This is a genomic window from Macrococcus armenti (genome assembly GCF_020097135.1).
GTDB classification, from domain to species: domain Bacteria; phylum Bacillota; class Bacilli; order Staphylococcales; family Staphylococcaceae; genus Macrococcoides; species Macrococcoides armenti.
Map to the genome: position 1 here is coordinate 1,942,824 of NZ_CP083608.1, position 26,790 is coordinate 1,969,613.

Here is a 26,790-nt window from a genome sequence, read left to right on the forward strand (position 1 = left end):
CCTAAGTGTTATTCTAATGCGGCTGCTCCACCAACAATTTCAGTAATTTGCTGCGTAATTGCGGCTTGTCTCGCACGGTTATATTGTAATGATAAATCGTCGATTAATTCTTTTGCGTTGTCTGTTGCATTCTTCATTGCAGTCATACGTGAAGCATGTTCACTTGCCTTACCATCTAAGATTGCACCGTATATTAGACTTTCTGCGTATTGCGGAAGAATTACTTCTAAAATCGCATCTTTATCCGGTTCAAATTCATAGTTAGAAAGTTTTGATTCACCTGAAACATCTTCTTTAGATATCGGTAAAATCTTGCGCTCCTGAACTTCCTGCTCAAGTACACTGATAAAATGACTAAAATGCATGTATAGTTCGTCATATTCTCCAGTTTCAAAACGCGATACTGCTTTTTGAGTAATATCTTTAATTGATTTGAAAGATGGCTGATCTGATAACCCGATGATTTCACCTTCAACGTTGTAATCTCTCGCACGTAAGAAATCACGGCCTACACGACCAATAACTAAAATGCCGTATTCAGCTGGGTTATTGTTATGACGTTCTTGAATTTTCTGCGTTACACTTTTTAAAATGTTTGCATTGTATGGACCTGCAAGACCTTTATCGCATGTAATGACTAAGTAACCTGTCTTTTTAACTGGGCGTTTTTGCAGCATTGGATGATTCGCATCTGAATTACTATCGCCAATTGCAGTGATTGCATCCTGCATTTTCTCCATATACGGATAGAAGCTCTTAGCATTTTCCTCTGCACGACGTAGTTTAGAGTTAGAAACCATGTGCATCGCTTTCGTAATTTGACTTGTTTTCTTAGTTGAATTAATGCGACCTTTTATGTCTCTTAATGAAGCCATTTTGTCACCACCTTATGATTGATTTCCCGTTCTATTCTTCAGACTTTTTGAAGATTTTCTTGAATGCATTAATTGCTTCTACAAATACTTCATCAGCTGGTAAGCCTTTCGTTTCGCGAATTTCCTGATAGATGTGAGGTGCGTTTGAACCAACCCATCCTAAGAATTCGTCTTCAAAGCGTGTAATATCCTGAACTGGAATATCATCTAAGTGACCTTTTGTTAATGCATAAAGAATTGTAACTTGTTTATCTACTGTTAATGGTTTGTTCTGGTCTTGTTTTAATACTTCAACCGTACGTTTACCACGCTCTAATTTCGCTTTCGTTGCTGGATCTAGGTCAGAACCAAATTGTGCGAATGACTCTAATTCACGGTATGACGCTAAGTCAAGACGTAATGTACCCGCTACTTTCTTCATAGCTTTAATTTGTGCTGAACCACCAACACGTGAAACTGAAAGTCCGGCGTTAATTGCAGGACGAACACCTGAGAAGAATAAATCTGATTGTAAGAAGATTTGTCCGTCAGTGATTGAAATTACGTTTGTTGGTACGTAAGCTGAGATATCCCCTGCTTGTGTTTCAACGAATGGTAATGCAGTAATAGAACCGCCACCTAAACTATCGTTTAATTTCGCTGCACGTTCTAACAAACGGCTATGTAAGTAGAATACATCCCCTGGATATGCTTCACGACCTGGCGGACGACGTAATAATAATGATAACTCACGATAAGCTGCTGCTTGCTTCGTTAAATCATCATATACGATTAATACGTGTTTACCATTGAACATGAACTCTTCAGCCATTGCTACACCCGCATATGGTGCGATGTATAATAATGGTGCTGGTTGAGAAGCTGATGCTGATACAACGATCGTGTAATCTAATGCACCATGCTCACGTAACGTTTCTACTGCTGTACGCACTGTAGATTCTTTTTGACCAATTGCAACGTACACACAAATCATGTCTTCGTCTTTTTGGTTAAGAATTGTATCGATTGCTACAGTTGTTTTACCTGTTTGACGGTCACCGATAATTAACTCACGTTGACCACGACCGATTGGTACTAATGCATCAATCGCTTTAATACCAGTTTGTAATGGCTCATCAACTGATTTACGATCCATTACACCCGTTGCTGGTGATTCAATTGGACGTGTTTTAGTAGTGTTAAGTGGTCCACGGCCATCGATTGGTTGACCTAATGGGTTAACAACACGACCGATTAATTCTTCACCAACAGGTACTTCCATAATACGACCTGTACGTTTTACTTCGTCGCCTTCTTTAATATCTGTGAAAGGTCCTAAAATTACGACCCCAACGTTATTCTCTTCTAAATTTTGTGCAAGACCTAATACACCGTTATGGAACTCAACAAGTTCTCCAGCCATAACGTTGTTTAAACCATGTACTAATGCGATACCGTCACCGACCTGGATAACTGTACCTACATCCGTTACTGTCATGCCAGACTCATAATTTTCAATCTGTGATTTTAGTAACGCACTGATTTCTTCAGCTTTGATGGCCATTTATGTCACTCCTCTTAAGAAATTATTGTTTGTGAAACGATTTTTCAAGTTGTGTCAGTTCATTCGCAACAGAGCCATCATAAACAGTTGTACCAATTGTTGCACGAATGCCACCAATTAAAGTGCTGTTTACTACGTTTTCTATTAATAGTTTTTTGTAGCCTGTACGTTTAATGAACGCTTTACCAATTTCATCAAGTTCTTCTTCTGATAATGCATATACAGATTCAACCTTCATGTATTGCTGATGATTAAACTTGTTATAGTGTTTAGTATAAAAATCTGCAATTGCTGGTAATAAACCAAGTTGTTTCTTATCAGCAAGCATGCTTAATAAGTTTTTAAGTGGTGTATCAACACCTGTGAAAGTTGCATTTACGAATGCATGTCTCTTTTCACTTGATACTTTTGGGTCTTCTGCAAATGCAAAGAATGCTTTGTTGCCAGCTAATGCTTTTTTAATTTCAGCAAGATCCTGATGTACACTTTCATGAACACCTTGTGCTTGTGCTACTTCAAATAAACTTTGTGCGTATTTATCCTGGACAATGGCCATTATTTATCGCCTGCCTCTTCGATAAACTCTCTTACTAATTGTTTTTGATCTTGTACTGTAATTTCTTTATTAATAACTTTTTGAGCAATTAATACTGATAATTCTGCAACTCGATCGTTAATATCAGCAATTGCACGTTGTTTTTCGTTTTCGATTTCAACTTGTGCATCGCTAACGATTTTGTTCGCACGCATATTTGCTTCATGAATGATTTCTTCTTGCTGTGTTTTCGCTTGTTTCTTAGCATCTTCCATAATAACAGATACTTCTTGCTGTGTTTTTGCAAGTAATGCTTTGTTTTCTTCAGCGTAACGCTTTGCTTCTTCGTTTTGACGCTTCGCATTATCAAGGTCAGCTGTAATGCCTGCTTGACGTTCGTCCATAATGTTCTTTAATGGACCCCATGCGAATTTGCTTAATAAGAATAGTAATAGTGCAAATAACACTAATGTATATGCTGCTGTTCCCCACTGTACACCAGCTGGTTCAGCTGCTTGACCTAATAATAAGAAATTCAAGAATAACGCTCCTTTCATCGCACTTTTCATAAATGAATGGCGAAATCAGAACGACTTCGCCTTTAACGAGTTATATTTTAAAATTAACGGTTCATTACCATGAATGCTACTACTACTGCGATGATAGGAAGGGCCTCAACTAAACCTACACCGATGAACATGATAGTCATTAATGGACCACGTGCTTCTGGTTGACGTGCTACACCTTCAACTGTACGAGATACGATTAAACCGTTACCAATACCTGCTCCTAATGCTGCTAAACCGATTGCGATTGCTGCTGCTAATAAATTCATTAATAATTTCCTCCTAAAGAAATAAGTTATTTTTTAATTTTTTTATATTAATGGTCATCTGACACTTTATGTGACATATAAACCATTGATAACATTACGAAAATGTAGGCTTGAATCGATCCTACGAAAATTGAGAAACCTTGCCAGATAAGTGTTGGAATTGCAGCACCTAACATGCCTGCAGCGCCTGCTGTACCAAGTGTTGCAAGTAAACCAAGTAGTACTTCACCTGCGAAAATGTTACCGTAAAGACGCAGACCAAGTGTTAAAGTTGATGAAAATTCTTCGATGATTTTGAATGGTACCATAAACCATACTGGTTGAGCGAAGCTCTTTAAATAATTGCCAGTACCGCGCATTTTAACACCATAGTAATGTGTTAAAAGTACCATCAATGTTGAAAGTGTTAATGTAACTGTCGGGTCTGCTGTTGGAGATTTCCACCATAAAGTGTGACCATTAATAATTGCAAATGGTAACCCAAGCATGTTTGCAACAAAGATAAATAATAACAATGTTACAGCCAGGAAATGAAAACGCCCACCTTTATTCCACGCCATGTTACTGTTGATAATTCCTCTTGTGAAGTCAAAAATCCATTCGATAAAGTTTTGTTTACCGTGAGGTCTTACACTTAAATTTCGTGTAAAGAGCACCGCTATTAAAAATACGATTGCCGCAGTCACCGTAAGCATTAACATCGATGAAAGATCAAAAATCATTTCATGACCGAATAAATTAAGACTATAGAGGGGTGATCCGTGTCCCATTACTTCACCTCTTCCATATATGTATTATTTTTTCAAACTGTTAACAGAATGTATGATAATCATAACATATGTTAACATCAGGCCGAGTGCGATTCCGAGTAAATTAATGCTGTGCGGAAATCTTACCCAGAAGAGGCATGCCATGACCGCTATTAAAAAGCGAATCCCCATACCACTCGAAACATAGAGCGCATCACTATTGATTGCACGCAACAAGTTGTGATGCCAGACAAAACTGCTAACCGCTGAAGCAATTGTGCCGATGATAAGTCCTAATACGAAGCTATTTCTATAAAAAATATAGACTATAGCAAGTAGAATTATCAGGCATAAAAAATACTTCAGATACAAGTTGAAAAATGTCTTAAATTCTGACATATCAGGATAAACTCCTTAGAAAAAGTTTTCACATGAATGAAAACCGTTTCATTCCTAATTTATGATAATATAGGGCAAAATGTGTGTCAATGCTATGTGAAAAACTTAAAAATTAAAACTTCACGAAACGTTCACAAATTAGACACATTTAAACGTTTATTAAAAAGTCTGATAATTGCAAATGGTACTACTTGCTTTCAACTTTAAACGGAGCCGGTTTTTCCTCTGTCAAGCCGAAATAATATTTAATATGACCACAAATGCGTTTTGATGTTTCTCCATCACCGTATGGATTGCTTGCTTTTGACATTGATTCATAAAGCGCTGCATCTGTTAATAATGCCTTTGTCATATTATAAATGTCTTCTTCTTCAATACCTGCAAGCTTCAGTGTACCAGCCTTCACACCTTCCGGACGTTCAGTTGTATCGCGTAATACAAGGACTGGTTTACCAAGTGATGGTGCTTCTTCCTGCACACCACCCGAATCCGTTAAAATAAAATGGCTGCGGCTTGCAAAGTTATGGAAGTCAATTACATCTAAAGGCTCAATCAGCTGGATGCGATTGTGTTCGCTTAAATGTTCTGAAGCAATTTCGCGTACTTTCGGATTTTTATGCATCGGATACACGACTTCAATATCTTCAAACTCTTCTACAATTCGTCTGATTGCACTGAAAATATTATGCATCGGCTGACCGATGTTCTCTCTTCTATGCGCTGTTAACAAAATGACTTTGCGACCTTCTGCACGATTAAGAATGTCTGAAGTGTAGTCTTCTTTTACTGTCGTTTTCAGCGCATCAATCGCAGTATTACCTGTAATAACAATTCTCTCTTCAGGTTTATTCTCATTACGTAAATTTTCTGCTGCATCGTCAGTTGGTGCAAAATGAAGGTCTGCAAGTGTGCCTGTCATCTGACGGTTCATTTCTTCAGGGAATGGTGAATATTTCTGCCATGTTCTAAGCCCCGCTTCTACGTGACCAATGGCAACTTCGTTATAAAATGCTGCTAAACTCCCAGCAAACGTCGTCGTCGTATCTCCATGAACTAAAATCATATCCGGGCGGGCTTCCTGAATAACTTCTTCCAGCCCTAAAATAACACGGCTTGTCACTTCTGAAAGCGTCTGTCCTGCTTTCATTATATTTAAATCATAGTCTGGCTTAATTCCGAAGATATCTAAAACTTGATCTAGCATTTCACGATGCTGCGCTGTTACAACAACGACAGGTTCTAAATCTGGATCTTCTTTTAATGCGAGTACTAATGGTGCCATTTTAATCGCTTCTGGACGTGTACCAAAGATGGTCATTATCTTCTTCATATCAAGTCTCCTAGTTATTTAGTTCCGAATAATCTATCGCCTGCATCTCCAAGTCCTGGAACGATGTAGCCATGATCATTCAGTTTTTCATCTAACCCTGCAATATAAATATCAACATCTGGATGTGCTGTCTGTAATGCTTCTACCCCTTCAGGCGCTGCGATAAGGCACATAAATCTTATTTTAGTTGCGCCACGTTTCTTAAGTGAATTAATCGCTTCAATTGCAGAACCTCCTGTTGCAAGCATTGGGTCTACAACGATAAAATCGCGCTCTTTAATATCCTGCGGTAACTTTGCAAAGTACTCAACTGGCTGCAGTGTTTCAGGGTCACGATATAACCCAACATGTCCAACACGTGCTGCCGGAATCATTTTAAGAACGCCTTCTGTCATTCCTAAACCTGCTCTTAAAATAGGCACAATCGCAACTTTCTTACCTGATAAACGCTTTGCTGTCATTTCTGTAACAGGCGTTTTAATTGTTACATCGTCTAACTCAAGATCACGTGTCACTTCATAGGCCATCAACATACCTACTTCATCAACAAGCTCACGAAATTCTTTCGTACCTGTTGATGCGTCACGGATGTAACTCAATTTGTGCTGAATAAGGGGGTGATCAAATACATGGACTTTTGCCATACTATACCTCTTTCCTAATAATTATTGATATAACGGATATTTATCCGTTATCGCCTTCACGCGCGCTTTCGCATCACTTTTTGTCGCTTCGTCTTCCGGGTTTGCAAGCACATCTGCGATAATATGCGCAATTTCTTTCATGTCCGCTTCGTTAAAGCCACGAGTCGTTACAGCTGGTGTACCGATACGAATACCGCTCGTTACAAACGGACTCTCTTTATCGAATGGAATTGTATTTTTGTTTGTAGTGATACCAACATCATCTAAAGCACGCTCTGCAACTTTACCTGTAATATTAAAACTTGTTACATCAATGCTCATCACGTGATTGTCTGTGCCGCCTGAAACGATTCGTAAACCTTTTTCCGTTAATGCTTCTGCCAGCGCTTTTGCATTGCGAACAACTTGCTGCTGATATTGTTTGAACTCATCTGTTAACGCCTCACCAAAAGCAACTGCTTTAGCTGCAATAACGTGCATTAACGGACCACCCTGGATTCCCGGGAAAATCATTTTATCGATTGCTTTAGCATACTCTTCTTTACAAATAATCATACCGCCACGAGGTCCACGTAATGTTTTATGTGTTGTCGTCGTAACGAAATCTGCGTACGGTACCGGATTCGGGTGCAGTCCTGCTGCAACTAACCCTGCAATATGCGCCATATCTACCATTAATTTCGCACCTACTTCATCAGCGATTGATTTGAAAGTTTCAAAATCAATGATTCTTGAATATGCAGAGGCACCTGCAATAATGAGTGCCGGTTTATGTTCCTTAGCAAGTTCGCGTACGACATCATAATCAATTTGCTCAGTTTCTTTATCTACACCATATGCTACGAAATTATAATCTACACCACTAAAGTTAACGGGTGACCCATGTGTTAAGTGACCACCATGACTTAAGTTCATTCCAAGTACAGTATCTCCAGGTTTAAGTGCAACACGGTAAACTGCCATATTAGCCTGAGAACCCGAATGCGGCTGAACATTCACGTGTTCTGCACCGAATAACGTTTTAATTCTATCTCTTGCTAAATCTTCAACGATATCTACAAATTCACATCCACCGTAATAACGTCGATGCGGATATCCTTCAGCGTATTTATTTGTCAGAACTGACCCTTGTGCTTCCATCACTGCTTTTGATACGAAGTTCTCAGATGCAATTAATTCAATATGACTATTCTGCCTTTCAAACTCTTTCGTTATTGCTTCAAAAACTTGAATATCCTGCTGTTTAATTTCTGACATAACACTCCTCCTATTTGTATTGTGCTCGAGCACCGCCGATAAGTTTCGGGCGATGTGTTGCAATTGTTACAACTGCTCCCCCAATTTGTTTCACTGATGTTCTTACCGGGATTTGTACATGTTTAATGTGCATACCAATTAACGTTTGTCCGATATCAATACCACAGTCTGCCTGCACATGTTCAACAACTACCGGTGCTTTAAAGTGTTTATATGCAGCTTGTGACATACTGCCACCAGCACCACTTACTGGTACGACACTCACTTCTTCAAGACCGTAACGTTCCATCACACTGCGTTCCATCGTTAATGCACGGTTTATATGTTCGCAACCTTGAAAACAAAAATCTACACCAGTACGTACATGGACATCACGGAAAACTTGCATAAGTTGTGCTGCAACTTCATCTGAACTATGCGTTCCAATTTTCTCTCCGATGACTTCAGAAGTAGAACAGCCGATTACACAAAGTGCGCCAGCTTTAAAAAATTGAATTTCTTCCAGTTCTGCTACAAGTCGCTTCAAATCATCCATTGCAAGACTCCAGGGCAGCAACTTTATCAATTCTTCTTTGATGACGTCCACCTTCAAACTCAGCATTTAACCATGTCTTAACGATGAGCAACATCAATCCTTCACCGATAACACGCTGTCCCATCGCTAATACATTGGAATTATTATGTTCTCGTGTTACTTGTGCTGTGAACACATCGTGTACAAGGGCACAACGTATACCCGGCACTTTATTAGCAGCAATACTCATACCGATACCAGTACCACAAATGAGTATTCCGCGATCACATTCACCACTTGCGACGCTCTCTGCCACTGGCTTAGCGTAATCCGGATAATCTACAGATGATTCGTCTTCAGGGCCAAAATCTACATATTCAATATTTTGAGATGTTAAAAACTCAACAATCTTTTCTTTATATTGAAATCCACCATGATCACATGCGATTGCAACTTTCACAAATATAACCTCCCTTAATTGTATATCACTCTATATTATAACCTATTTCAACTATGAGTAAATTAATTATCGGTTAGCTTATTTATCATTTTTTCAATGTAGTGTGACAGTTCATGATACGTGTTTAAATATACTCCGTAGTCACCACCGTACGGGTCGGTGATATCTCCTTGTGCACCTGTGTATTCTTTTAAAGTATAGACATTACTATTAGGATACATCGCTTGTATGTGAGCTTTATGACCATTTGTCATCGTAATAATTAAATCTTTATGGCTATCTGTTTCATCGAACTGATGACTCAGCGTTGCAGGTGCGAGCTGCTCTTCTTGTATAATCCTTTCAGAATTACTAGATATCGGGCCACCTTCATAGGCAAATAAGCCCGCACTTGAAAACTGAAAATGATTGCTCATAGACTTCGCGATACTTTCAGCTAATGGACTACGACATGTGTTTCCTGTACAGACGAATACAATTTCCATAATCCCCCTACTTTCTCGTAACAGCTTTGTTTATTCTGTTCATCAATGCTTCACTATTTTGAACAGATGTGAAATCTGCTATGTATATTTTAGTGATACCTTCAATCGCATCTGCAGTACGCAGTGCATCATATAAATCATGCATTGCACCACTCACATCTTCAAACGATTGACCAAGTTTAACGAAGTGACCACCTTGTACTTCATACTTCGTAGATAACGGTGCAATGAACGCCTCATTGTCGTTCAATGTCACTTTATGAAGTGACTGAACAAGTTCTAACGGCCTGTCCGGTGCATAATGACGATATTTCATACCCGGTGCAATCGGTTTGTCGTTATGGATTACTTCATCACTTATGCAACCAGGAACAACGCGCTCTAAGTCTTCTTTTGTTATCGCACCTGGCCTCGCAATTCTAAACGGATAATTACTGCAATCAATAACAGTGCTCTCAATCCCAACTGATACTTGCTCACCTTGTACAACGCCGTAAATTTTGCCATCCATATCATGGATCACATGTTCTGCTTTTGTCGGCGAAGGTTTACCACTCGTATTCGCTGAGGGTGCAGCAAGTAACATATCTGTCATCTCGATGATCTTATGCGCCACTTTATCTGACGGCATACGTACAGCCACTGTACGAAGCCCTGCAGTAACATTAGTCGCGAGCACGCCTTCTTTTACCGGTACAATAAATGATATCGGACCTGGCCAGAATTGTTCCATCAATTGGTATGCCGCGCTATGAATATTATGCGTAAAACGCTTTAATTGCTGTGTGCTGTGAATGTGGACAATAAGCGGATTATCCTGCGGTCGTCCTTTCGCTTTAAAAATCTGTGCGATCGATACCTCATTAGTAGCATCTGCAGCAAGGCCATATACCGTTTCTGTTGGAATCGCTATAATCTCTCCACGTTTAAAACTTGTAATGATTTCCTGTACTTGTGGGTATGTGGATAAGTCTTCCACAAAGTTACGCACATCCCAAACATGAGTTCTCATCGTTTTCACTCCTTTATTTACTATCATTTTATACAAAAATAAAAAGTTATGCACAAAATGTGGATAACTTTTTATTTTTGTGCATAACTTATTCACACCACGTAAACGACAATATACGGTCGCATCCATTAATATCTTTATGAACATCGACATGAATGTGTTCATACTTTTGATGAATATAAGCTACAAGTGCACTTGCCTGATTATGTCCAATTTCAAATGCAACAAATCCATTATTATTCATTACTTCAGGCAGGCCATCAATCATACGTTTATAGAGCGCAAGGCCTGAATCTTCAGCAAAGAGTGCCAGTTCAGGATCAAATAGCGCTGTCTTGTTCATTACGTCACGCTCATGCACTGCAATATAAGGTGGATTAGATAATAACACATCCAGTTTTATATTACGTTCTCTGATTGGCGCTAACAAATCACCTTCCAGCCATGTAACGTCTGCCTTTAAATGATCACCATTACGCTTTGCAACATGGAGTGCATCACGACTAATATCTACAGCATACATATTACAATGCGATTCCAATTGTGCAGTAATCGCAATTGCACCACTACCCGTTCCGATATCTGCCACTGTATGATGTGCTTTTATGTAATTTAAGGCGAGCGCTACAAGTTCTTCCGTTTCCGGTCTCGGTACAAGAACATGGTTATCAACATAGAATTTGCGATCATAAAACATTTGAAAGCCTGTAATATGCGCTAATGGCTCATGCTGTTTTAAACGAATTATACCCTTTTTATACAAATCAGCTTGTTCTGCCGTTAACACTTGATCATTCAACATAATTTCAAGTTTAGAAAACCGAAATAAATCCATCATTAGAAATGTCGCACCAATTGCCGGCTCACCACTTGAAGTAAGCGCTGCTTCACCTTCACGAATGAGCGATTTTATATTAAAGTGCGCCATCGTTCAATGCTTCTAATTTAGATGTTTGTTCTGCAATCGTTAACGCATCGATAATTTCGTTGATCTTACCTTCCATAATTTGATCTAACTTCTGAATCGTTAAACCGATGCGGTGGTCTGTTACGCGGTTTTGTGGATAGTTATACGTACGAATACGTTCAGAACGATCACCCGTACCAACTGCTGATTTACGTTGTTCAGCGTATTTATCCGTTTCTTCCTGCAACATTTTGTCGTACACACGCGTTTTAAGTAACTTTAATGCTTTCTCACGGTTTTTAATTTGTGACTTCTCAGAGCTTGTTGCCACGATACCGGTCGGGATATGCGTAATACGTACTGCTGAGTCCGTCGTGTTAACGTGCTGACCACCAGAACCTGATGAACGGTACGTTTCAATTCGTAAATCTTCCTGACGAATTTCAATTTCGACATCTTCTACTTCCGGTAATACTGCAACCGTTGCTGTTGAAGTATGAATACGTCCGCCACTTTCAGTTGCCGGAATACGTTGTACACGGTGTGCACCGTTTTCAAACTTCAATTTACTGAATGCACCGTTACCGATAATTGTGAAACTGATCTCCTTATATCCACCATGGTCTGACTCATTCGTTTCCATAATGTCAATCTTCCATCCTTGTTCTTCAGCAAAGCGTGAATACATACGGAATAAATCTCCTGCGAATATCGCCGCTTCATCTCCACCTGCTGCACCACGAATTTCCATTACTACGTTTTTATCGTCATTCGGGTCTTTTGGAATGAGTAAGAATTTCATTTCTTCTTCAAGTTGCGGAATTTGAGGTTTCAGTTCAGCGATTTCTTCTTTGATCATCGCTTCCTCTTCAGCATCTGATGCTTCTGATAACATTTCTAAAGCGTCATCAAGTTGTTCTTTAATAGATTTGTAGTTGCGGTATACTTCAACTGTTTTCTGAAGGTCCGCCTGTTCCTTTGAATACTCTCTTAATTTATCTGTATCACTTACAACATCCGGATCACTTAATAATTCATTTAATTGTTCATAACGTTCTTCAACGATTTCTAATTGATCAAACATAATAGTCTCCTTTAAATTTTATTTCAGTACGATATGGTGCTCTCTGCATCTCGGTTCATAACTTTCCGTTGCACCGACAAGTATGATTGGATCGTCGTACTTAGCAGGTTCACCATTAATTAAACGTTGTGTACGTGAACTTGGCGCTCCACATACACTGCACACTGCCTGCAGCTTCGTTACATGTTCACTGATCGCCATCAGTTCCGGTACTGGTTCAAATGGCACACCTCTGAAATCCATATCAAGGCCCGCAACAATTACACGATAGCCACGTTCTGCAAGCTGGGTTGCAACGCTCACAACTTCATTATCAAAAAACTGCACTTCATCAATCGCAATAATGTCGTGTGCTTCTGTCACATGTTCTAAAATTTCAGACGAGTGACGTACATTTACTGCTTCTACTTTATTTCCATTATGTGATACGACTTCAATATCACTATAACGGTCGTCAATAGACGGTTTAAACACGATAACTTTCTGTTTCGCAAAAAGTCCGCGACGTACACGACGGATTAATTCTTCACTCTTCCCACTAAACATACTACCCGTTATACATTCTATCCAACCTGAATGGTAATGCTCATACATTTTAATGCCACCTTTATAAACAATAATCGATTAATTATATCATAAATCGCTTATAAAAAATAAAAAATCCCACAACCAAAACTGGCCATGGGATCAATTGAATTATTGGTTGCTTGATTTGAATCCGAACTTTTTGTTGAAACGTTCCACACGACCATCCGCAGATGCGAATTTTTGACGTCCTGTGTAGAATGGGTGTGAATCAGATGAAATATCTAAACGGATAACTGGGTATTCGTTTCCATCTTCCCATGTCATTGTTTCACTAGAAGTACGTGTAGATCCACTTAAGAATTTAAAGTCTGTAGTAGAATCTAAGAAAATTACTTTGTGATAATCAGGATGAATTCCTTGTTTCATTATTTTTCAGCTCCTTTGCCCTGAACCATCTGGAACAGAGTTTATTCGTGAATAATTTTCACGTCAATACTTACATATTATATATGCATTATGTGTAGAATGCAACCATAAATTTATATAATCGGTTTACCTGTTTTCGCACTTTCTACCATGCGTTCACCTAACTGCTTAAAGAAGTCTTCATTAGAATCGCTCTGCTTCAATCTTCTTAAGAAGCGTTCTGTAAAATCGGGACTATCTGTAAATAAATTACGAAGTTGCCAGATCATCTCAAGTTCCTTCTTATCTAACAGCAGTTCTTCTTTACGCGTTGAGCTGCGACGAATATCAATCGCTGGATATATACGTTTTTCTGCAAGTTTACGGTCAAGTGTAAGTTCCATGTTTCCTGTACCTTTAAACTCTTCGTATATCATATCATCCATACGACTACCAGTTTCAACAAGTGCTGTTGATAAGATTGTTAAACTTCCTCCGGCCTCTATATTACGTGCCGCTCCAAAAAAAGCTTTCGGTTTATGCAGACTGGCTGGATCAAGACCACCTGATAATGTACGACCACTCGGTGGAATTACTAAGTTATATGCACGTGCTAATCGCGTAATCGAGTCCATCAATATAATAACATCTTCACCGATTTCAACGAGACGTTTCGCACGTTCTAATAAAAGTTCCGCAACTTTCACATGGTGTTCCGGCGGCTCATCGAATGTAGAATGCACTACTTCTGCCGCTTCTACAGAACGCTCTAAATCCGTCACTTCCTCTGGACGTTCACCAATAAGCAATATAAACAACTTCGCTTCAGGATGGTTTACCGAAATTGCGTTTGCAATTTCTTTAAGCAGTGATGTTTTACCTGCTTTCGGTGGCGCGACAATCATACCACGCTGTCCGAAGCCTATCGGCGTTACTAAATCCATAATACGTGTTGAATAAGCTGTCTTAGTCGTTTCAAGACGAATACGCTCTTCTGGATAAAGCGGCGTTAGCGCCTGGAAGTGTGGGCGTTTCTTTACTTCTTCTGCATTCTGATCGTTTACAAAGTCGACTTGCAGTAAGCCGTAATACTTTTCATTTTCTTTAGGTTTACGAACTTTACCTGTAACTTTGTCACCTTTCTTAATTTCAAAACGACGAATCTGACTCGCACTAATGTATATATCTTTTTCACCTTTTGAATAGTTAACAGTTCTTAAAAAACCGTACCCATCCGGCTGGATATCATCAAGAATACCTTCCATATAGTAGTTACCGTCTTTTTCCATCTGTTTTTCCATAATGGCTAACACAAGTTCTTTTTTATTTAATTTACTGTAATTTACAAGTCCAAGCTCTTTCGCACGTTGCGTCAATGCTTTTGTTGTATGATTTTTATACAACTCATGGAAAGATTCATACTGCGGGCTTGTTCTAACTTTTTCTGTCATCGTAACACCCATTTCTATTATGATTTATAGTTATTATTTTTATTATCGATCTATTCGTTAATGATTTGAGTAAGTTTAAGTGGAATGAAGAAGTTTGTAGAGGCAAACAAAAATTATTTTAACACGAAAATGATTTATAACAAAGCAATATATCTATATATTACATATAAAAAAGCGGCCGGGAAAAATATTCCCAGCCCATCATTTAAATTGTATCCATATCCTGAATCACAAGTCCTGGTTTTTTCTCTAAACTATGGCGGCCCTGGATGAAACGTACAGTTCCTGATTTTGCACGCATAACGAGTGAGTATGTTTCAGCAAATCCACCTTTGAACTGAACACCTTTCATTAGCTCACCATCCGTTACAGCTGTTGCAGCAAAGATAGCGTCATCACCTTTTACCATATCATCCAATTTTAATACAGTATTCGGTTCAATACCCATCGCACGGCAACGCTCTTCCTGTTGTGCATCTTCCGGCAATAATATACCTTGGAAGTCTCCACCTAACGCTTTAATCCCTACAGCTGCGATAACACCTTCAGGCGCACCACCTGAACCAAATAAAATATCAACACCTGTAAAGTCGAATGCCGTATTAATTGCTGCGGCAACATCACCGTGTTCAATCAACTTAATACGCGCACCTGCTTCACGGATTTCCTGAATGATACCTTCATGACGTTTACGGTTTAACAATGTTGCAGTAACTTCAGTAATATCTTTACCTTTTGCTTTAGCAACTGCGTGTAAGTTTTCCGTCACTGATTTAGAAATATCAACAACGCCTTTACATTCTGGACCTACAGCAATCTTTTCCATGTACATATCAGGCGCATGTAATAACGTACCGCGGTCGCCTACTGCAAGAACAGTCATCGCATTCCAGCTACCTTCAGCAACAAGTGTCGTACCTTCTAACGGATCAACTGCGATATCAATTGCCGGACCTTCTTTCGTACCAAGCTCTTCACCGATATAAAGCATAGGCGCCTCGTCCATTTCACCTTCACCGATTACAACGACCCCGTCCATCGGGATTGTGTCAAACACTTGACGCATTGCCGTAGTCGCAGCATCATCTGCTTCATTTTTAAGACCTTTACCTACCCAACGGGCACTCTTTAATGCAGCTGCTTCAGTTACTCTGACTAATTCCATCGATAAACTACGTTCCATCATCATTCTCCTATCACCATTAATTTTCTTAATTAGTATAACATAATTTATCAATCTACATACTATTAGTTTTTAAAATAATACAAGCTGCTGAATGAATATATAAAAAGACCGGACATTTGGATTATTATCACCTCAAACGCCCGGTCAAAAGTATTTGTTTATGCTTCACTGCGATTACTATCTTCTAGTTCAAGATGTTCCTGCGCCCACGCTTCGATTGGGTGCATCGCCTCAGATAGTGCAACACCTTTAGCTGTTAATACATACTTAATCGAAAGCGGTGTAGTCGAGATTACTTTCTTCTCTACAAGCCCCCACTCCGAAAGTTCTGTTAGTTTCAAACTTAACGCTCTAGGAGTTATAGACTTTAAATCACGCTTTATATCCGAAAAATGCGCTGCATAATTTTCTGATCGTGATAAATAATTGATTAACAAGCCGTTCCAACTTCTACCAAGGATTTTAAAAGTCTCTTCTAAATAAGGACATACTTCCATACTATCACCTCTTTCCATAAATTATAACACGATATAATTATTATATCAAATATAATAATTATCATTGTATACTACAATATACTTTTTATACTACTCAACCAAAATAAAGACGGTCATTCGACCGCCTTAATCTTCAATCGTTTCACGCCAAATATCGGCACCTAATCGTTTCAGTTTCTCAACGATACCACTGTATCCTCTGTCGATATGGCGTACGTTATAAACCGTTGTAACACCTTCTGCATATAATCCTGCAATAACTAAACATGCACCGGCACGTAAATCGCTCGCCGCTACTTCTGCACCTGTAAGCTGTGATTGGTTTACTTTTGCAGTACCTGATGATTCTGAAATTTGGCCATTCATTCTTACAAGCTCATCCACATGTTTAAAACGTGCCGGATAAATCGTATCAGTAATAATACTTTGACCTTCAGATCTGAACAATAGTGGTGTAAACGGTTGTTGTAAATCCGTTGCAAATCCAGGGTAAACATTCGTCGTAATCGTAACCGGCTTATACGTATCCGGTTTCTTAATTAGCGCAGAGTCTTCACCAATTTCAACAGAGACACCCATTTCTCTTAATTTCGCTGTCAGTGGTTCCATATGTAAAGGGATGATATTTTCAACAAGAACTTCTTCACCCATCATCGCTGCAGCACACATATATGTCCCAGCTTCAATTCTATCCGGAATAATAGTATGCGTCGTGCCGCTTAACGTTTCAACACCTTCAATTTTTAACGTATCTGTTCCTGCACCACGAATTTTAGCACCCATATTGTTCAGTAACGTCGCAACGTCAACAATTTCAGGTTCTTTTGCTGCGTTTTCGATAACCGTCTTACCTTTTGCCATAGAAGCAGCCAGCATAATATTAATTGTTGCACCTACTGATACAACATCCATGAAGATTTTAGCACCTTTAAGTTCTTTCGCTTCAAGGTACATACCACCTTCCTCATTTGTAATCGTTGCACCGAGTGCTTCGAATCCTTTAATATGCTGATCAATCGGACGTGGTCCAAGTGGACAACCACCTGGTAAACCGATAACACATTTCTTAAACTTTCCTAGCATCGCACCCATCATATAATACGAAGCACGTAACGATTGCACTTTATGATTCGGTAATGGCATATTGACAGCATTTGAAGGGTTAATTGTTAAACAATCCCCTTGTAAATCTGTTTTAATATTTAAATCTTCTAATAAGCTCATTAAAGTGACAACATCTGAGATTTCAGGTAATCCTTCTAATTTCACAATATCGTTAGCCATTAATGTAGCTGGAATAAGTGCAACTGCACTGTTTTTTGCACCACTTATCTGAACAGAACCGCGTAATGTATTACCGCCTCTGATTTTAATTACTTCCTGTGACATAATCGGGACTCCTTTAATTGTAATCACATATTTTATATTTATAATTACTTGATTATTTTCTACTATTATAAACTAATTTAACATTTGTATGCAAAGTAAAGGCATAGAAATTTAATATAAATTTACTGTACAAAAAAGTCAAGAAAAAAGCATTCTGACAACTGTCAGAATGCTTTTGAACAAATATAAATTAAGCTTTGTTTGAAGTACCGAATTCTTTAATTTTACCGATAACTGTAGCTTTAATCGCTTCACGTGCAGGTCCTAAATATTTACGTGGATCATATACGTCAGCATCGTTGTTTAATGTATCACGAACAGCTTTAGCTGATGCAATTTGGTTTTCAGTATTTACGTTGATTTTAGCAGTTCCTAAAGAAATTGAACGCTCGATATCTTTCGTTGGGATACCAGTTCCACCGTGTAATACTAATGGTAATCCAGTAGCGTTACCGATTTCTTCCATTTCTTTGAATCCTAAGTTTGGCTCACCTTTGTAAGGACCGTGAACTGAACCTAATGCAGGTGCTAAACAGTCAATACCAGTTTTCTCAACTAATTCCTGACATTCTTTAGCGTCAGCATATACAACTCCGTCAGATACTACGTCGTCTTCCTGACCACCAACACGTCCTAATTCCGCTTCAACAGAAACACCTTTAGAATGTGCATATTCTACAACTTTCTTAGTGATTTCAACGTTTTCTTCAAACGGATGATGAGAAGCATCGATCATTACTGAAGTGAATCCAGCATCGATTGCTGCTTTACAGCTTTCAAAGCTTGAACCGTGGTCTAAATGAATTGCAACTGGAACAGTGATGTTCATATCGTGCATTAAACCTTCAACCATCTTAACTACCGTGTAGAAACCACCCATATATTTCGCTGCACCTTCAGATACACCTAAAATAACTGGTGCGTTTTCTTCTTGTGAAGCACTTAAAATTGCTTGAGTGAATTCAAGGTTGTTAAGGTTGTATTGACCAACTGCGTAACCACCTTCTTTAGCTTTGATTAACATTTCTTTCATTGAAACTAATGGCATGGATAATATCCTCCTTGTGTGCTTTATGCACTAATTTTATAACTTTAGTATAGCACTATCCTTCCATATTTGCATTTATAAAGGTAGCTACTTTGTGTATTTTTGCACAATATTTGTGACTTCCTCAATAGTAAACGGTTTCATTAATATTCCTGTTGCACCATTCTGTTTTAACTCAGCAATTTGCTCATCCGTCTGGAAAGCAGAAATTAAATAAATCGGAACATCTGTATGTTTTCTCATTTCAACGAGCGTCTCATCTCCGGACATAATCGGCATACGTCGGTCAAGAAATATCATGTCATAATGTTGCTGCATGACTTTTTCTAATCCCATTTTTCCGTGCTCTGCTTCATCTGAATCCACATTATTCATCACTAATATTTCTTTAAGTAGTAACCTGATGTTCATTTCGTCATCAACGATAAGTATTTTCATTACATTTCTCCTAATATGTTATGATAGAGTCAATCATTACTTGAAAGTAGGGTTTGTATGTTTAAAATTTTTAATACACAACTTAATGGTATCTTTAAAAAAATAGAAGCGCAAGAAGTAGAAATCGATATTGCAGCACGATTGCTGGCACAAGCTGTTGTTGGTCAAGGAAAAATATACGTTAAAGGATTTGGCGACCTGAAACATTTCGAAGACTTTGCTGTAGAAAGTAAAGAAAAATTATTCGACTCAGAAAAATTTATTACTGAATCATTAATCGATCAGACGGACCGCATTTTAGTGATGAGTGACAATTATGATGAAGATTGTCATGAATTTATTACGATGCTGAAGGACAAAGATATCGATTTCGTTCTTATTTGTAATAAAGATGAACGTATAGATGTTATGAATTTTATCGATTTAAGTACACCGCGCGCGCTCGTACCAACTGAAAACTTCAGCCGAATAATTACGCCGCATATGATGGCGATGAACTATATTTATTACGGTATTTATAATGTAATGTACGAAATGTTAGTTGAAGAGGAAGCATAAGTAAACGCCCGAACAGAAAACTGTTCGGGCGTTTTACTACACTTCTTATTGAATTGCTGCTTCAATAAATCCTCTGAATAACTTCTGAGGCTTCATTGGGCGTGATAAAAATTCTGGATGGAATTGACATGCTACGAACCATTTATGTTCAGGAATTTCAACGATTTCTACCAATCGTCCATCCGGAGATAAACCTGAGAACACTAATCCTTTTTCTTCTAAGCGCTCACGGAACTCATTATTAAACTCATAACGGTGACGGTGACGCTCATCCACATGTGTCGCTCCATATGCTGCATGCGCTTTTGTACCTTCTTTAAGTTCACATGGATATAAACCTAAACGTAAAGTGCCGCCTAGATCAACGACATCTTTTTGATCTGGTAATAATGCGATAACCGGATACGGTGTATTTGGATCAAGTTCTGCAGAGTGCGCGCCTTTAAGTCCTACAACATTACGTGCGAACTCAACTGTTGCCAGTTGCATTCCTAAACAAATACCTAGGAAAGGTACGTTGTTTTCACGCGCGTATTGCGTTGCAAGAATTTTACCTTCAATACCACGTTCACCAAATCCACCTGGTACTAATATACCATCAGCATCCTGTAAACGCTCTTTATAGTTTGTTACGTCTAAATCTTCAGAGTTAATCCAATCGATTTCGATGTCTTTTCCAAATTCATATCCCGCATGTTTTAACGCTTCAGCAACTGAAAGATATGCATCCTGAAGTGCAACGTATTTCCCAACTAAAGCGATTTTCACTGAACCTTGTAAATTACGGACAGTATCAAGTAATTGATTCCATTCAGTTAAGTCAGCTTCTCTATCCGCTTCTAATCCTAAACGTTCAATTACTAAATCATCCATATGCTGAGCTTGTAATGCAACCGGAATTTGATATAGCGTATCTGCATCACGACATTCAATAACAGACTTCTTATCAATATCACAGAATAATGCAATTTTATCACGTAAATCTTCAGTCATTTCATATTCAGTACGAACAACAATCATGTCCGGCTGAATTCCTAGTCCGCGAAGTTCTTTAACACTATGCTGTGTAGGTTTCGTCTTCATTTCTCCTGCTGCTTTAATATACGGTAATAATGTACAGTGAATATACATGACATTATCGCGACCTAAGTCACTTTTAATTTGTCTAATAGACTCGATAAATGGTAATGACTCGATATCCCCAGTCGTTCCACCAATTTCAGTAATAACAACGTCTGCTTTCGTAGATTCTCCTGCAAGCAGTAAACGTGATTTAATTTCGTTCGTAATATGCGGGATAACTTGAACAGTCCCACCTAAATAGTCACCACGACGCTCTTTCTTTAAAACGTGAGAGTATACACGACCAGCTGTAACATTAGAATATTGATTTAAATTAATATCAATAAAGCGCTCGTAATGTCCTAAGTCTAAGTCCGTTTCTGCCCCATCATCCGTTACGAATACTTCTCCATGCTGATACGGACTCATCGTTCCTGGATCTACGTTTAAATATGGATCGAACTTCTGAATTGTTACATTTAAACCTCTATTTTTTAATAAACGACCTAAACTTGCTGCTGTAATCCCTTTACCTAATGATGAAACTACGCCACCTGTTACAAATATAAACTTTGTCATGTTTACCTCCTGAAATAAATAATAAAAAACGCTCCCATGCACATAATGTACAATGGGAGCGTATAGTTTATACGTTCGTCCTTAAATTAAGGAGCCCAAGTAAAATAATAATCATTTTTGAGTGATTTGTCAACTATGATTATACTTCCTCTTCGTCGTCTTCGTAATCGTCGTCTTCATTTTCAAATTCTTCATCTTCTTCAACGACTAAACCGGCTTCTTCCAGTTCATCTTCTACTTCTTCATCTTCTGAATCGACATTTTCTTCATCTTCTTCAGACGCCATTAAGTCTAATTCATCTTCTACTTCATCTTCACCTAATAATGCAATCTTCGGAGAATCTTCATCTTCTTCATCAAGAATATCAAATTTCTGAACTGTCGGTGCGATTTTCTCTTCGATATCATCTACAGAGTACCAGTCGCGTAATCCCCACATATATTCTCCAGTTGATAAAAATCGGCCATCAGTGTTTAAATCTGTATAGAACTGAACAACACGTGTTTCAACTTCTTCATCAGAGTAACCACCAATTGTTTTAAATTCATCGATTAAATCATATAAGTTTACTTCTTTTCCTTTTTCGCTTAATGCCATGTACGCTAAATCGATAAAAGAATTTTCGTCCATCATTTCTTTAGTAAATTCAGAGATTTTCATTATATTCGTCCTTTCAGAACTTTAAGTGTTTATACTACATCATAACAAATTAATTCTAAAAAGCGCAATAAATTTTCGAATTTTCTCTGTTAATATTTAATTAACTTTGTTAAAATATGTTCATTTTCAGCATCCATTGCTACAAAGTTATTATTCAGATAAAGATTAATGTCATCATTTGACGCATCTACTACAATCTGTTCAACATCTTCAAAATTACGACGCATAAATGTAGCAATCTGTCTTAAAACATTCTGCTTAATAATTTCTTTATCTTCTTCAATCTTAAAGGCTGTTATATTTGCTGTTTTATCTTTTATTTCGTATTCAATAACACCAACATACTTGCCGTCTTTCTCAAGACGAATGTTATCCTCATCTTTAATCAGACGTAACTTCGATACATAGTCTGCATCCAGGTCTAAATAATATAAACGCTCTTTACCAATCGGCCCTTCCGGATTTGTTGCTAAATGCAAGAAACCTGCGCGTTCATATAAGTTCCATGCTGCCTGATTCTCAGCGTCTACGACAAGGAATAAATGGTCAAAGTCAGGGAAAACACTTTGAACAAATTCAGGAATATTCATCATGATTTCCGTTCCGTAACCATGCCCTTGTAATTTATTATTAATCGATAAACTGCGGACATATACCGCATTAATCGGTGTATCATATCCGTCATGCTGATAATGCTGATGCAGTACGAAGAAACCGACCACTTCATCGTCATGGTTTAATACGACACACGGTCTGCGGTTCGGGTCCATCAACCCTTCGTCCAGAACTTCTTTCGGTAGTGATGAATAAATCATCTGACGTTCTGTTAATTCAAACTGCTCTAATGCCTCTCGGTAGTCTGCTTTATATTGTACAATCTTGATTTTAGAACCTATGAACTCCATTATGTTGCCTCCAAGTAATTCAATTTATTTAAATATACTTTACCCACTTTCATGCACTTTTGAGCATTAAATTTTATTTTTTTATAATTTCAATTGTTCGTATGTTACTATTAAAATAAAAAATTGCGAGGTTAGTTATGAAAATTGGAATCGATGCAGGTGGCACACTTATTAAGATTGCGAGCTACGAAAACGATACTTTTACATTCAGAAAGGAAAAATCTACAGATATCGAAAAAGTAGCACAGTGGCTAAAAACTGTTCCGGATGCTACCGTAGCTTTAACGGGTGGTAAAGCAACATATTTGAATAGTTTAATTCCACAGGATGCATTTCAATCTATTGAATTTGATGCTACGTTCAGAGGTATACAGTCATTTTTAGACGAAAAAGATATTCATCTAAATAAATTTGTTTTCAGTAACGTTGGTACAGGTACTTCTATTCACTTCGTTGACGGACAATCTCAAATTCGTGCAGGTGGTACTGGTGCCGGTGGTGGTATGATTCTTGGGTTAAGTTATTTACTTACAGGAATTTCAGACTTCCACACGATTACTGAAAAGGCTCTTGAAGGAAATCGTGACATTATCGACTTAAAAGTAAAACATATTTATAAAGGAGATAAAACACCAATACCAGGAGAGCTTACTGCTGCAAACTTCGGAAATGTACTCCATAATAAAGATACAGAACAGTTTACTGATGCTGATAAAATCGCTTCCGTATTAGGAATTGTAGGAGAAACTGTAACGACTGTATCCATTCATGCAGCGAGAGAATTCGGAGCGGAGTACGTTGTATATATCGGTTCAAGTTTCCTGGAAAATAAATTATTACAGGATATCGTTGTAAATTATACGAAGCTTAGAAACTTTAAACCGTACTTCATTGAAAACGGAGAATATTCAGGGGCAGTCGGAACATTACGTCTTATGGAAGAAAAATAACGCTGCATATGCAGCGTTATTTCTTTATGATTTTGATGCATCGGAATAAATGTCATACGCACTACACTTGCCCTACTCTTTTTATTCTGCATGAACTTCTCCTGTAAGCCTTTTTTCAAAGTCCTTCGATTTTTGCTCAATCATCGCTTCATCACCATGCCAGATGCATATAAATCGAGACGGAAATGCATTTTCTGATTTATAATCACCGTCGTAATATGCTAACGGAAATAAGTTGCCATGTTTTACTTCCTCTAAAATCGTCTCATAAAACTGCTGATTATCACCATTTGAATAATAGGCTAAAAACTTCTTATACTCACCTTCCAGCAAATCATCCAGTAGTAGCAGTGCACTTGAACCGTTCTGCCTGAAGTTCAAATCAATCGCAAATAATCGATCATCCTTATCAACTAATATATCAAACCCTGCGATCCCAACATAACCTGCGTCAACGCCATTTTGCATTATCTTTCTCCCTGCTTCAATGACCGCTTCAGGAATATTGCGATCTGTCGTATTGCCGCAATACTTACCATACCTCTCTACATTCTGAATGGATGCCCCTAAAAATGTAATGCCACGTGCTTCACTGTAAGCATACTGAACGCAGTAATTCTTAACAGGTTCAATAAACTGCTCAATAATAAGTTGGTCAGTATCTGTCGCTTCATGCACACGACGAACTGCCTGTTCTACATCTTCATCTGTATAGCAAAGCATCACCCCGTAGCCTCCAGCAGTCGGATGTTCATCTCCTGGTTTCACTACAAAAGGCAGCGTCCATTCACGCACACGTTGTTCAAAATCTGTATATTTTACGATTTCTCGTTTCGGTAAATACGCACCATTCGTCCATGTTTCAATAATCGATTTATTATTAAGATTCAAAAATATATCTCTACGTACTACATAATCATCATCATGCACAAAGCCTTCTTCATGTGCATACTGAAAAAAGATTTTCCCCTGCTTCGCATATGCCTTTATAATATTTTCATATTCGCTGCGCGTTTCATATGTGACAAACTGTTCTGGCATACGAACACCCTTTAATTCTAATAGTTTCTGAATCTTTTCAGTAACAGTTGCTTTATGAACGATTACTGGCATGTTTGCGATGATGAGTTCTCTTGCGCTCAGTAAATTAGATTGATGTTCCTCCGGCTGTAACCATGGATTAAAGCCGTAACTCGGTCGTGAAGAATACAATACATTATCACCATATAAGTCGTGCATCGTAAATGGTATGTGTAATTTATTCGTGCTCATAAATTTTCCCCTTTAATACTGAATGTAGATTTTTAATCGCCTGTAATTCATCCGGATTATCAATTAATTCAATCGCCATCGTCGCCATTATTTTCGCGCCTTGTATTAACGCGTGATCCCCGTGCGCACTTCTTGCAGCATCTTTAAATTCGACAGTGTGCCCAACAAGGTTGGATGGACCAATTTTAATGTGAGGATGAATTGTAGGGATAATGTGACTTACATTCCCTGTATCCGTAGATCCGAAACCAAAATCATCGTGTAAAATGATTTCGTTATGTTTACGTGCATGACGCTCAAACAAATCATCCAGCAAATCATTAGGAATAAACTCATTTACACCATTTTGAATATGATTCAGCGCATATGTTGCACCTGCAGTAATAGCAGCACCTTCTGCAACACGCTCCACTTTATATGTTAATGCATCCAGCGCTTTACGTGTCGTTGCACGTGTATAAAATCTTGCTTTCGTATAATCCGGAATAATATTCGCACTTTTTCCACCATCCAGTATGACACCGTGCACTTTATCCGATTTACGAATATGTTGTCTGAGCTGTGCTATACCATTGAAGAAACTAATCATTGCATCTAATGCGTTCACACCATTATGCGCATTTTCTGATGCATGCGCAGTCTTACCGAAAAACTCTACTTCAAAGACATCTACAGCAAGTGTAGGTACTGTTCTATATGATTCATGGCCTGGATGTATCATAAGTGCTACATCACAATCAGAAAACAGTCCTGCTTTCACGTAAGAAGCTTTCGCACTTCCGTTAACGCCGCCTTCTTCAGCAGGTGTTCCAAACACTTTTATAGCTCCACCGTGCGTTTCAACATACGTGCGTAAACTAATACCTGCCAGAACACTCGCTGTACCGATAATATTATGTCCACACGCATGACCGATTCCAGGCAACGCATCATATTCTGCAAGAAAAGCGATAACCGGACCGTCCAGTTCACTTTCAAACGTTGCTATAAATCCCGTTTCATGACCGGCAATATCTCGTTCTATCGTAAAACCTTCATCATATAAAGCTTTACTCAATAAACTTGATGCAAAGTATTCTTCATTCCCTAGTTCTGGTCTATCGTGAATCTGATGACTTATATTAATAAATGCTTCCTTATTATGTTCAATGTAGTTTAATACGCTTTGTTCGTTCATTGACATTACACCTCAATTTAATTGATTCCAATTAAATTCACTTAACAAAAAAGAC

The 26,790-nt window shown here is 38.3% G+C and carries 31 protein-coding genes; 2 read left to right on the forward strand and 29 right to left on the reverse strand.

Annotation, left to right across the window (positions count from 1 at the left end):
* Positions 1-8 precede the first annotated feature (8 nt).
* The 24 genes from atpG to LAU42_RS10615 form a co-directional block, all read right to left on the reverse strand.
* A complete protein-coding gene (gene atpG, locus LAU42_RS10500; protein ID WP_224183507.1) occupies positions 9-875 on the reverse strand; it encodes an ATP synthase F1 subunit gamma in 867 nt (288 codons plus the stop codon).
* 31 nt (positions 876-906) lie between these two features.
* Positions 907-2,418, reverse strand: coding sequence for a F0F1 ATP synthase subunit alpha (gene atpA, locus LAU42_RS10505; protein WP_164942802.1), 1,512 nt, complete (start codon positions 2,416-2,418; stop codon positions 907-909).
* A 22-nt stretch (positions 2,419-2,440) separates the two neighbouring features.
* Complete coding sequence (atpH, locus tag LAU42_RS10510; protein ID WP_224183508.1) at positions 2,441-2,974, reverse strand: ATP synthase F1 subunit delta; 534 nt, start codon at positions 2,972-2,974, stop codon at positions 2,441-2,443.
* On the reverse strand, positions 2,974-3,510 hold the full coding sequence (locus LAU42_RS10515) for a F0F1 ATP synthase subunit B (protein WP_224184798.1): 537 nt from the start codon (positions 3,508-3,510) through the stop codon (positions 2,974-2,976). The genes atpH and LAU42_RS10515 overlap by 1 nt, the downstream gene beginning before the upstream one ends.
* 65 nt (positions 3,511-3,575) lie before the next feature.
* On the reverse strand, positions 3,576-3,788 hold the full coding sequence (atpE, locus tag LAU42_RS10520) for a F0F1 ATP synthase subunit C (RefSeq protein WP_041636195.1): 213 nt from the start codon (positions 3,786-3,788) through the stop codon (positions 3,576-3,578).
* A gap of 47 nt (positions 3,789-3,835) precedes the next feature.
* Positions 3,836-4,558, reverse strand: coding sequence for a F0F1 ATP synthase subunit A (gene atpB / locus LAU42_RS10525; protein WP_224183509.1), 723 nt, complete (start codon positions 4,556-4,558; stop codon positions 3,836-3,838).
* A 24-nt stretch (positions 4,559-4,582) separates the two neighbouring features.
* A complete protein-coding gene (locus LAU42_RS10530) occupies positions 4,583-4,936 on the reverse strand; it encodes an ATP synthase subunit I (RefSeq protein ID WP_224183510.1) in 354 nt (117 codons plus the stop codon).
* Between the two features lie 187 nt (positions 4,937-5,123).
* Positions 5,124-6,266: a non-hydrolyzing UDP-N-acetylglucosamine 2-epimerase gene (gene wecB / locus LAU42_RS10535; RefSeq protein WP_224183511.1), complete on the reverse strand. Its 1,143-nt coding sequence runs from the start codon at positions 6,264-6,266 to the stop codon at positions 5,124-5,126.
* Between the two features lie 14 nt (positions 6,267-6,280).
* Complete coding sequence (gene upp / locus LAU42_RS10540; protein ID WP_224183512.1) at positions 6,281-6,910, reverse strand: uracil phosphoribosyltransferase; 630 nt, start codon at positions 6,908-6,910, stop codon at positions 6,281-6,283.
* Between the two features lie 21 nt (positions 6,911-6,931).
* The gene (gene glyA, locus LAU42_RS10545; RefSeq protein WP_224183513.1) at positions 6,932-8,167 is read right to left on the reverse strand and encodes a serine hydroxymethyltransferase; all 1,236 of its coding nucleotides are present in this window, start codon (positions 8,165-8,167) and stop codon (positions 6,932-6,934) included.
* A gap of 10 nt (positions 8,168-8,177) precedes the next feature.
* Positions 8,178-8,702, reverse strand: a complete 525-nt coding sequence (locus LAU42_RS10550; RefSeq protein WP_224183514.1) for a TIGR01440 family protein — start codon at positions 8,700-8,702, stop codon at positions 8,178-8,180.
* A complete protein-coding gene (gene rpiB / locus LAU42_RS10555; protein ID WP_224183515.1) occupies positions 8,695-9,141 on the reverse strand; it encodes a ribose 5-phosphate isomerase B in 447 nt (148 codons plus the stop codon). Before rpiB ends, LAU42_RS10550 begins: the two co-directional genes overlap by 8 nt.
* A gap of 62 nt (positions 9,142-9,203) precedes the next feature.
* Complete coding sequence (locus tag LAU42_RS10560) at positions 9,204-9,626, reverse strand: low molecular weight protein arginine phosphatase (protein ID WP_224183516.1); 423 nt, start codon at positions 9,624-9,626, stop codon at positions 9,204-9,206.
* Positions 9,627-9,633: 7 nt separating this feature from the next.
* Positions 9,634-10,638: an L-threonylcarbamoyladenylate synthase gene (locus tag LAU42_RS10565; RefSeq protein WP_224183517.1), complete on the reverse strand. Its 1,005-nt coding sequence runs from the start codon at positions 10,636-10,638 to the stop codon at positions 9,634-9,636.
* A gap of 88 nt (positions 10,639-10,726) precedes the next feature.
* Positions 10,727-11,566, reverse strand: coding sequence for a peptide chain release factor N(5)-glutamine methyltransferase (prmC, locus tag LAU42_RS10570; RefSeq protein ID WP_224183518.1), 840 nt, complete (start codon positions 11,564-11,566; stop codon positions 10,727-10,729).
* Entirely contained in the window at positions 11,553-12,629 is a 1,077-nt protein-coding gene (prfA, locus tag LAU42_RS10575; RefSeq protein ID WP_224183519.1) for a peptide chain release factor 1, read from the reverse strand. The genes prmC and prfA overlap by 14 nt, the downstream gene beginning before the upstream one ends.
* 18 nt (positions 12,630-12,647) lie before the next feature.
* Positions 12,648-13,223, reverse strand: a complete 576-nt coding sequence (locus LAU42_RS10580) for a thymidine kinase (RefSeq protein ID WP_224183520.1) — start codon at positions 13,221-13,223, stop codon at positions 12,648-12,650.
* 102 nt (positions 13,224-13,325) lie between these two features.
* Positions 13,326-13,583 carry a type B 50S ribosomal protein L31 gene (locus tag LAU42_RS10585; RefSeq protein WP_086039247.1) on the reverse strand — a complete coding sequence of 86 codons (258 nt, stop codon included), beginning with the start codon at positions 13,581-13,583 and terminating at the stop codon, positions 13,326-13,328.
* 113 nt (positions 13,584-13,696) lie between these two features.
* Positions 13,697-15,013: a transcription termination factor Rho gene (rho, locus tag LAU42_RS10590; RefSeq protein WP_224183521.1), complete on the reverse strand. Its 1,317-nt coding sequence runs from the start codon at positions 15,011-15,013 to the stop codon at positions 13,697-13,699.
* A gap of 205 nt (positions 15,014-15,218) precedes the next feature.
* The gene (glpX, locus tag LAU42_RS10595) at positions 15,219-16,196 is read right to left on the reverse strand and encodes a class II fructose-bisphosphatase (protein WP_224184799.1); all 978 of its coding nucleotides are present in this window, start codon (positions 16,194-16,196) and stop codon (positions 15,219-15,221) included.
* 161 nt (positions 16,197-16,357) lie between these two features.
* On the reverse strand, positions 16,358-16,696 hold the full coding sequence (locus tag LAU42_RS10600; protein ID WP_224184800.1) for a winged helix-turn-helix transcriptional regulator: 339 nt from the start codon (positions 16,694-16,696) through the stop codon (positions 16,358-16,360).
* Positions 16,697-16,822: 126 nt separating this feature from the next.
* The gene (locus LAU42_RS10605; protein WP_224183522.1) at positions 16,823-18,085 is read right to left on the reverse strand and encodes a UDP-N-acetylglucosamine 1-carboxyvinyltransferase; all 1,263 of its coding nucleotides are present in this window, start codon (positions 18,083-18,085) and stop codon (positions 16,823-16,825) included.
* Between the two features lie 190 nt (positions 18,086-18,275).
* Positions 18,276-19,133 carry a class IIb fructose-bisphosphate aldolase FdaB gene (gene fdaB, locus LAU42_RS10610; RefSeq protein ID WP_224183523.1) on the reverse strand — a complete coding sequence of 286 codons (858 nt, stop codon included), beginning with the start codon at positions 19,131-19,133 and terminating at the stop codon, positions 18,276-18,278.
* A gap of 87 nt (positions 19,134-19,220) precedes the next feature.
* Positions 19,221-19,571 carry a response regulator gene (locus LAU42_RS10615; RefSeq protein WP_224183524.1) on the reverse strand — a complete coding sequence of 117 codons (351 nt, stop codon included), beginning with the start codon at positions 19,569-19,571 and terminating at the stop codon, positions 19,221-19,223.
* 57 nt (positions 19,572-19,628) lie between these two features.
* Between LAU42_RS10615 and LAU42_RS10620 the strand changes: the two genes are divergently transcribed.
* Positions 19,629-20,129, forward strand: a complete 501-nt coding sequence (locus LAU42_RS10620) for a DUF2529 domain-containing protein (protein ID WP_224183525.1) — start codon at positions 19,629-19,631, stop codon at positions 20,127-20,129.
* A 45-nt stretch (positions 20,130-20,174) separates the two neighbouring features.
* On the opposite strand, the gene LAU42_RS10625 is transcribed toward LAU42_RS10620, so the two are convergent.
* The 3 genes from LAU42_RS10625 to LAU42_RS10635 all read right to left on the reverse strand — a co-directional run bounded on the left by LAU42_RS10625 (position 20,175) and on the right by LAU42_RS10635 (position 23,336).
* Positions 20,175-21,770: a CTP synthase gene (locus tag LAU42_RS10625; protein WP_224183526.1), complete on the reverse strand. Its 1,596-nt coding sequence runs from the start codon at positions 21,768-21,770 to the stop codon at positions 20,175-20,177.
* A gap of 139 nt (positions 21,771-21,909) precedes the next feature.
* Positions 21,910-22,431 carry a DNA-directed RNA polymerase subunit delta gene (gene rpoE, locus LAU42_RS10630; RefSeq protein ID WP_224183527.1) on the reverse strand — a complete coding sequence of 174 codons (522 nt, stop codon included), beginning with the start codon at positions 22,429-22,431 and terminating at the stop codon, positions 21,910-21,912.
* Between the two features lie 89 nt (positions 22,432-22,520).
* Positions 22,521-23,336 carry a GNAT family N-acetyltransferase gene (locus LAU42_RS10635; protein ID WP_224183528.1) on the reverse strand — a complete coding sequence of 272 codons (816 nt, stop codon included), beginning with the start codon at positions 23,334-23,336 and terminating at the stop codon, positions 22,521-22,523.
* 137 nt (positions 23,337-23,473) lie between these two features.
* On the opposite strand from LAU42_RS10635, the gene coaW reads away from it, so the two are divergent.
* Positions 23,474-24,286 carry a type II pantothenate kinase gene (coaW, locus tag LAU42_RS10640; protein WP_224183529.1) on the forward strand — a complete coding sequence of 271 codons (813 nt, stop codon included), beginning with the start codon at positions 23,474-23,476 and terminating at the stop codon, positions 24,284-24,286.
* Positions 24,287-24,367: 81 nt separating this feature from the next.
* On the opposite strand, the gene ldmS is transcribed toward coaW, so the two are convergent.
* Positions 24,368-25,558 (reverse strand): L-aspartate--L-methionine ligase LdmS, encoded by a 1,191-nt coding sequence (gene ldmS, locus LAU42_RS10645; protein ID WP_224183530.1) that lies wholly within the window; start codon positions 25,556-25,558, stop codon positions 24,368-24,370.
* Positions 25,545-26,741: a M20 family metallopeptidase gene (locus LAU42_RS10650; protein ID WP_420908089.1), complete on the reverse strand. Its 1,197-nt coding sequence runs from the start codon at positions 26,739-26,741 to the stop codon at positions 25,545-25,547. Before LAU42_RS10650 ends, ldmS begins: the two co-directional genes overlap by 14 nt.
* Positions 26,742-26,790: the final 49 nt, after the last annotated feature.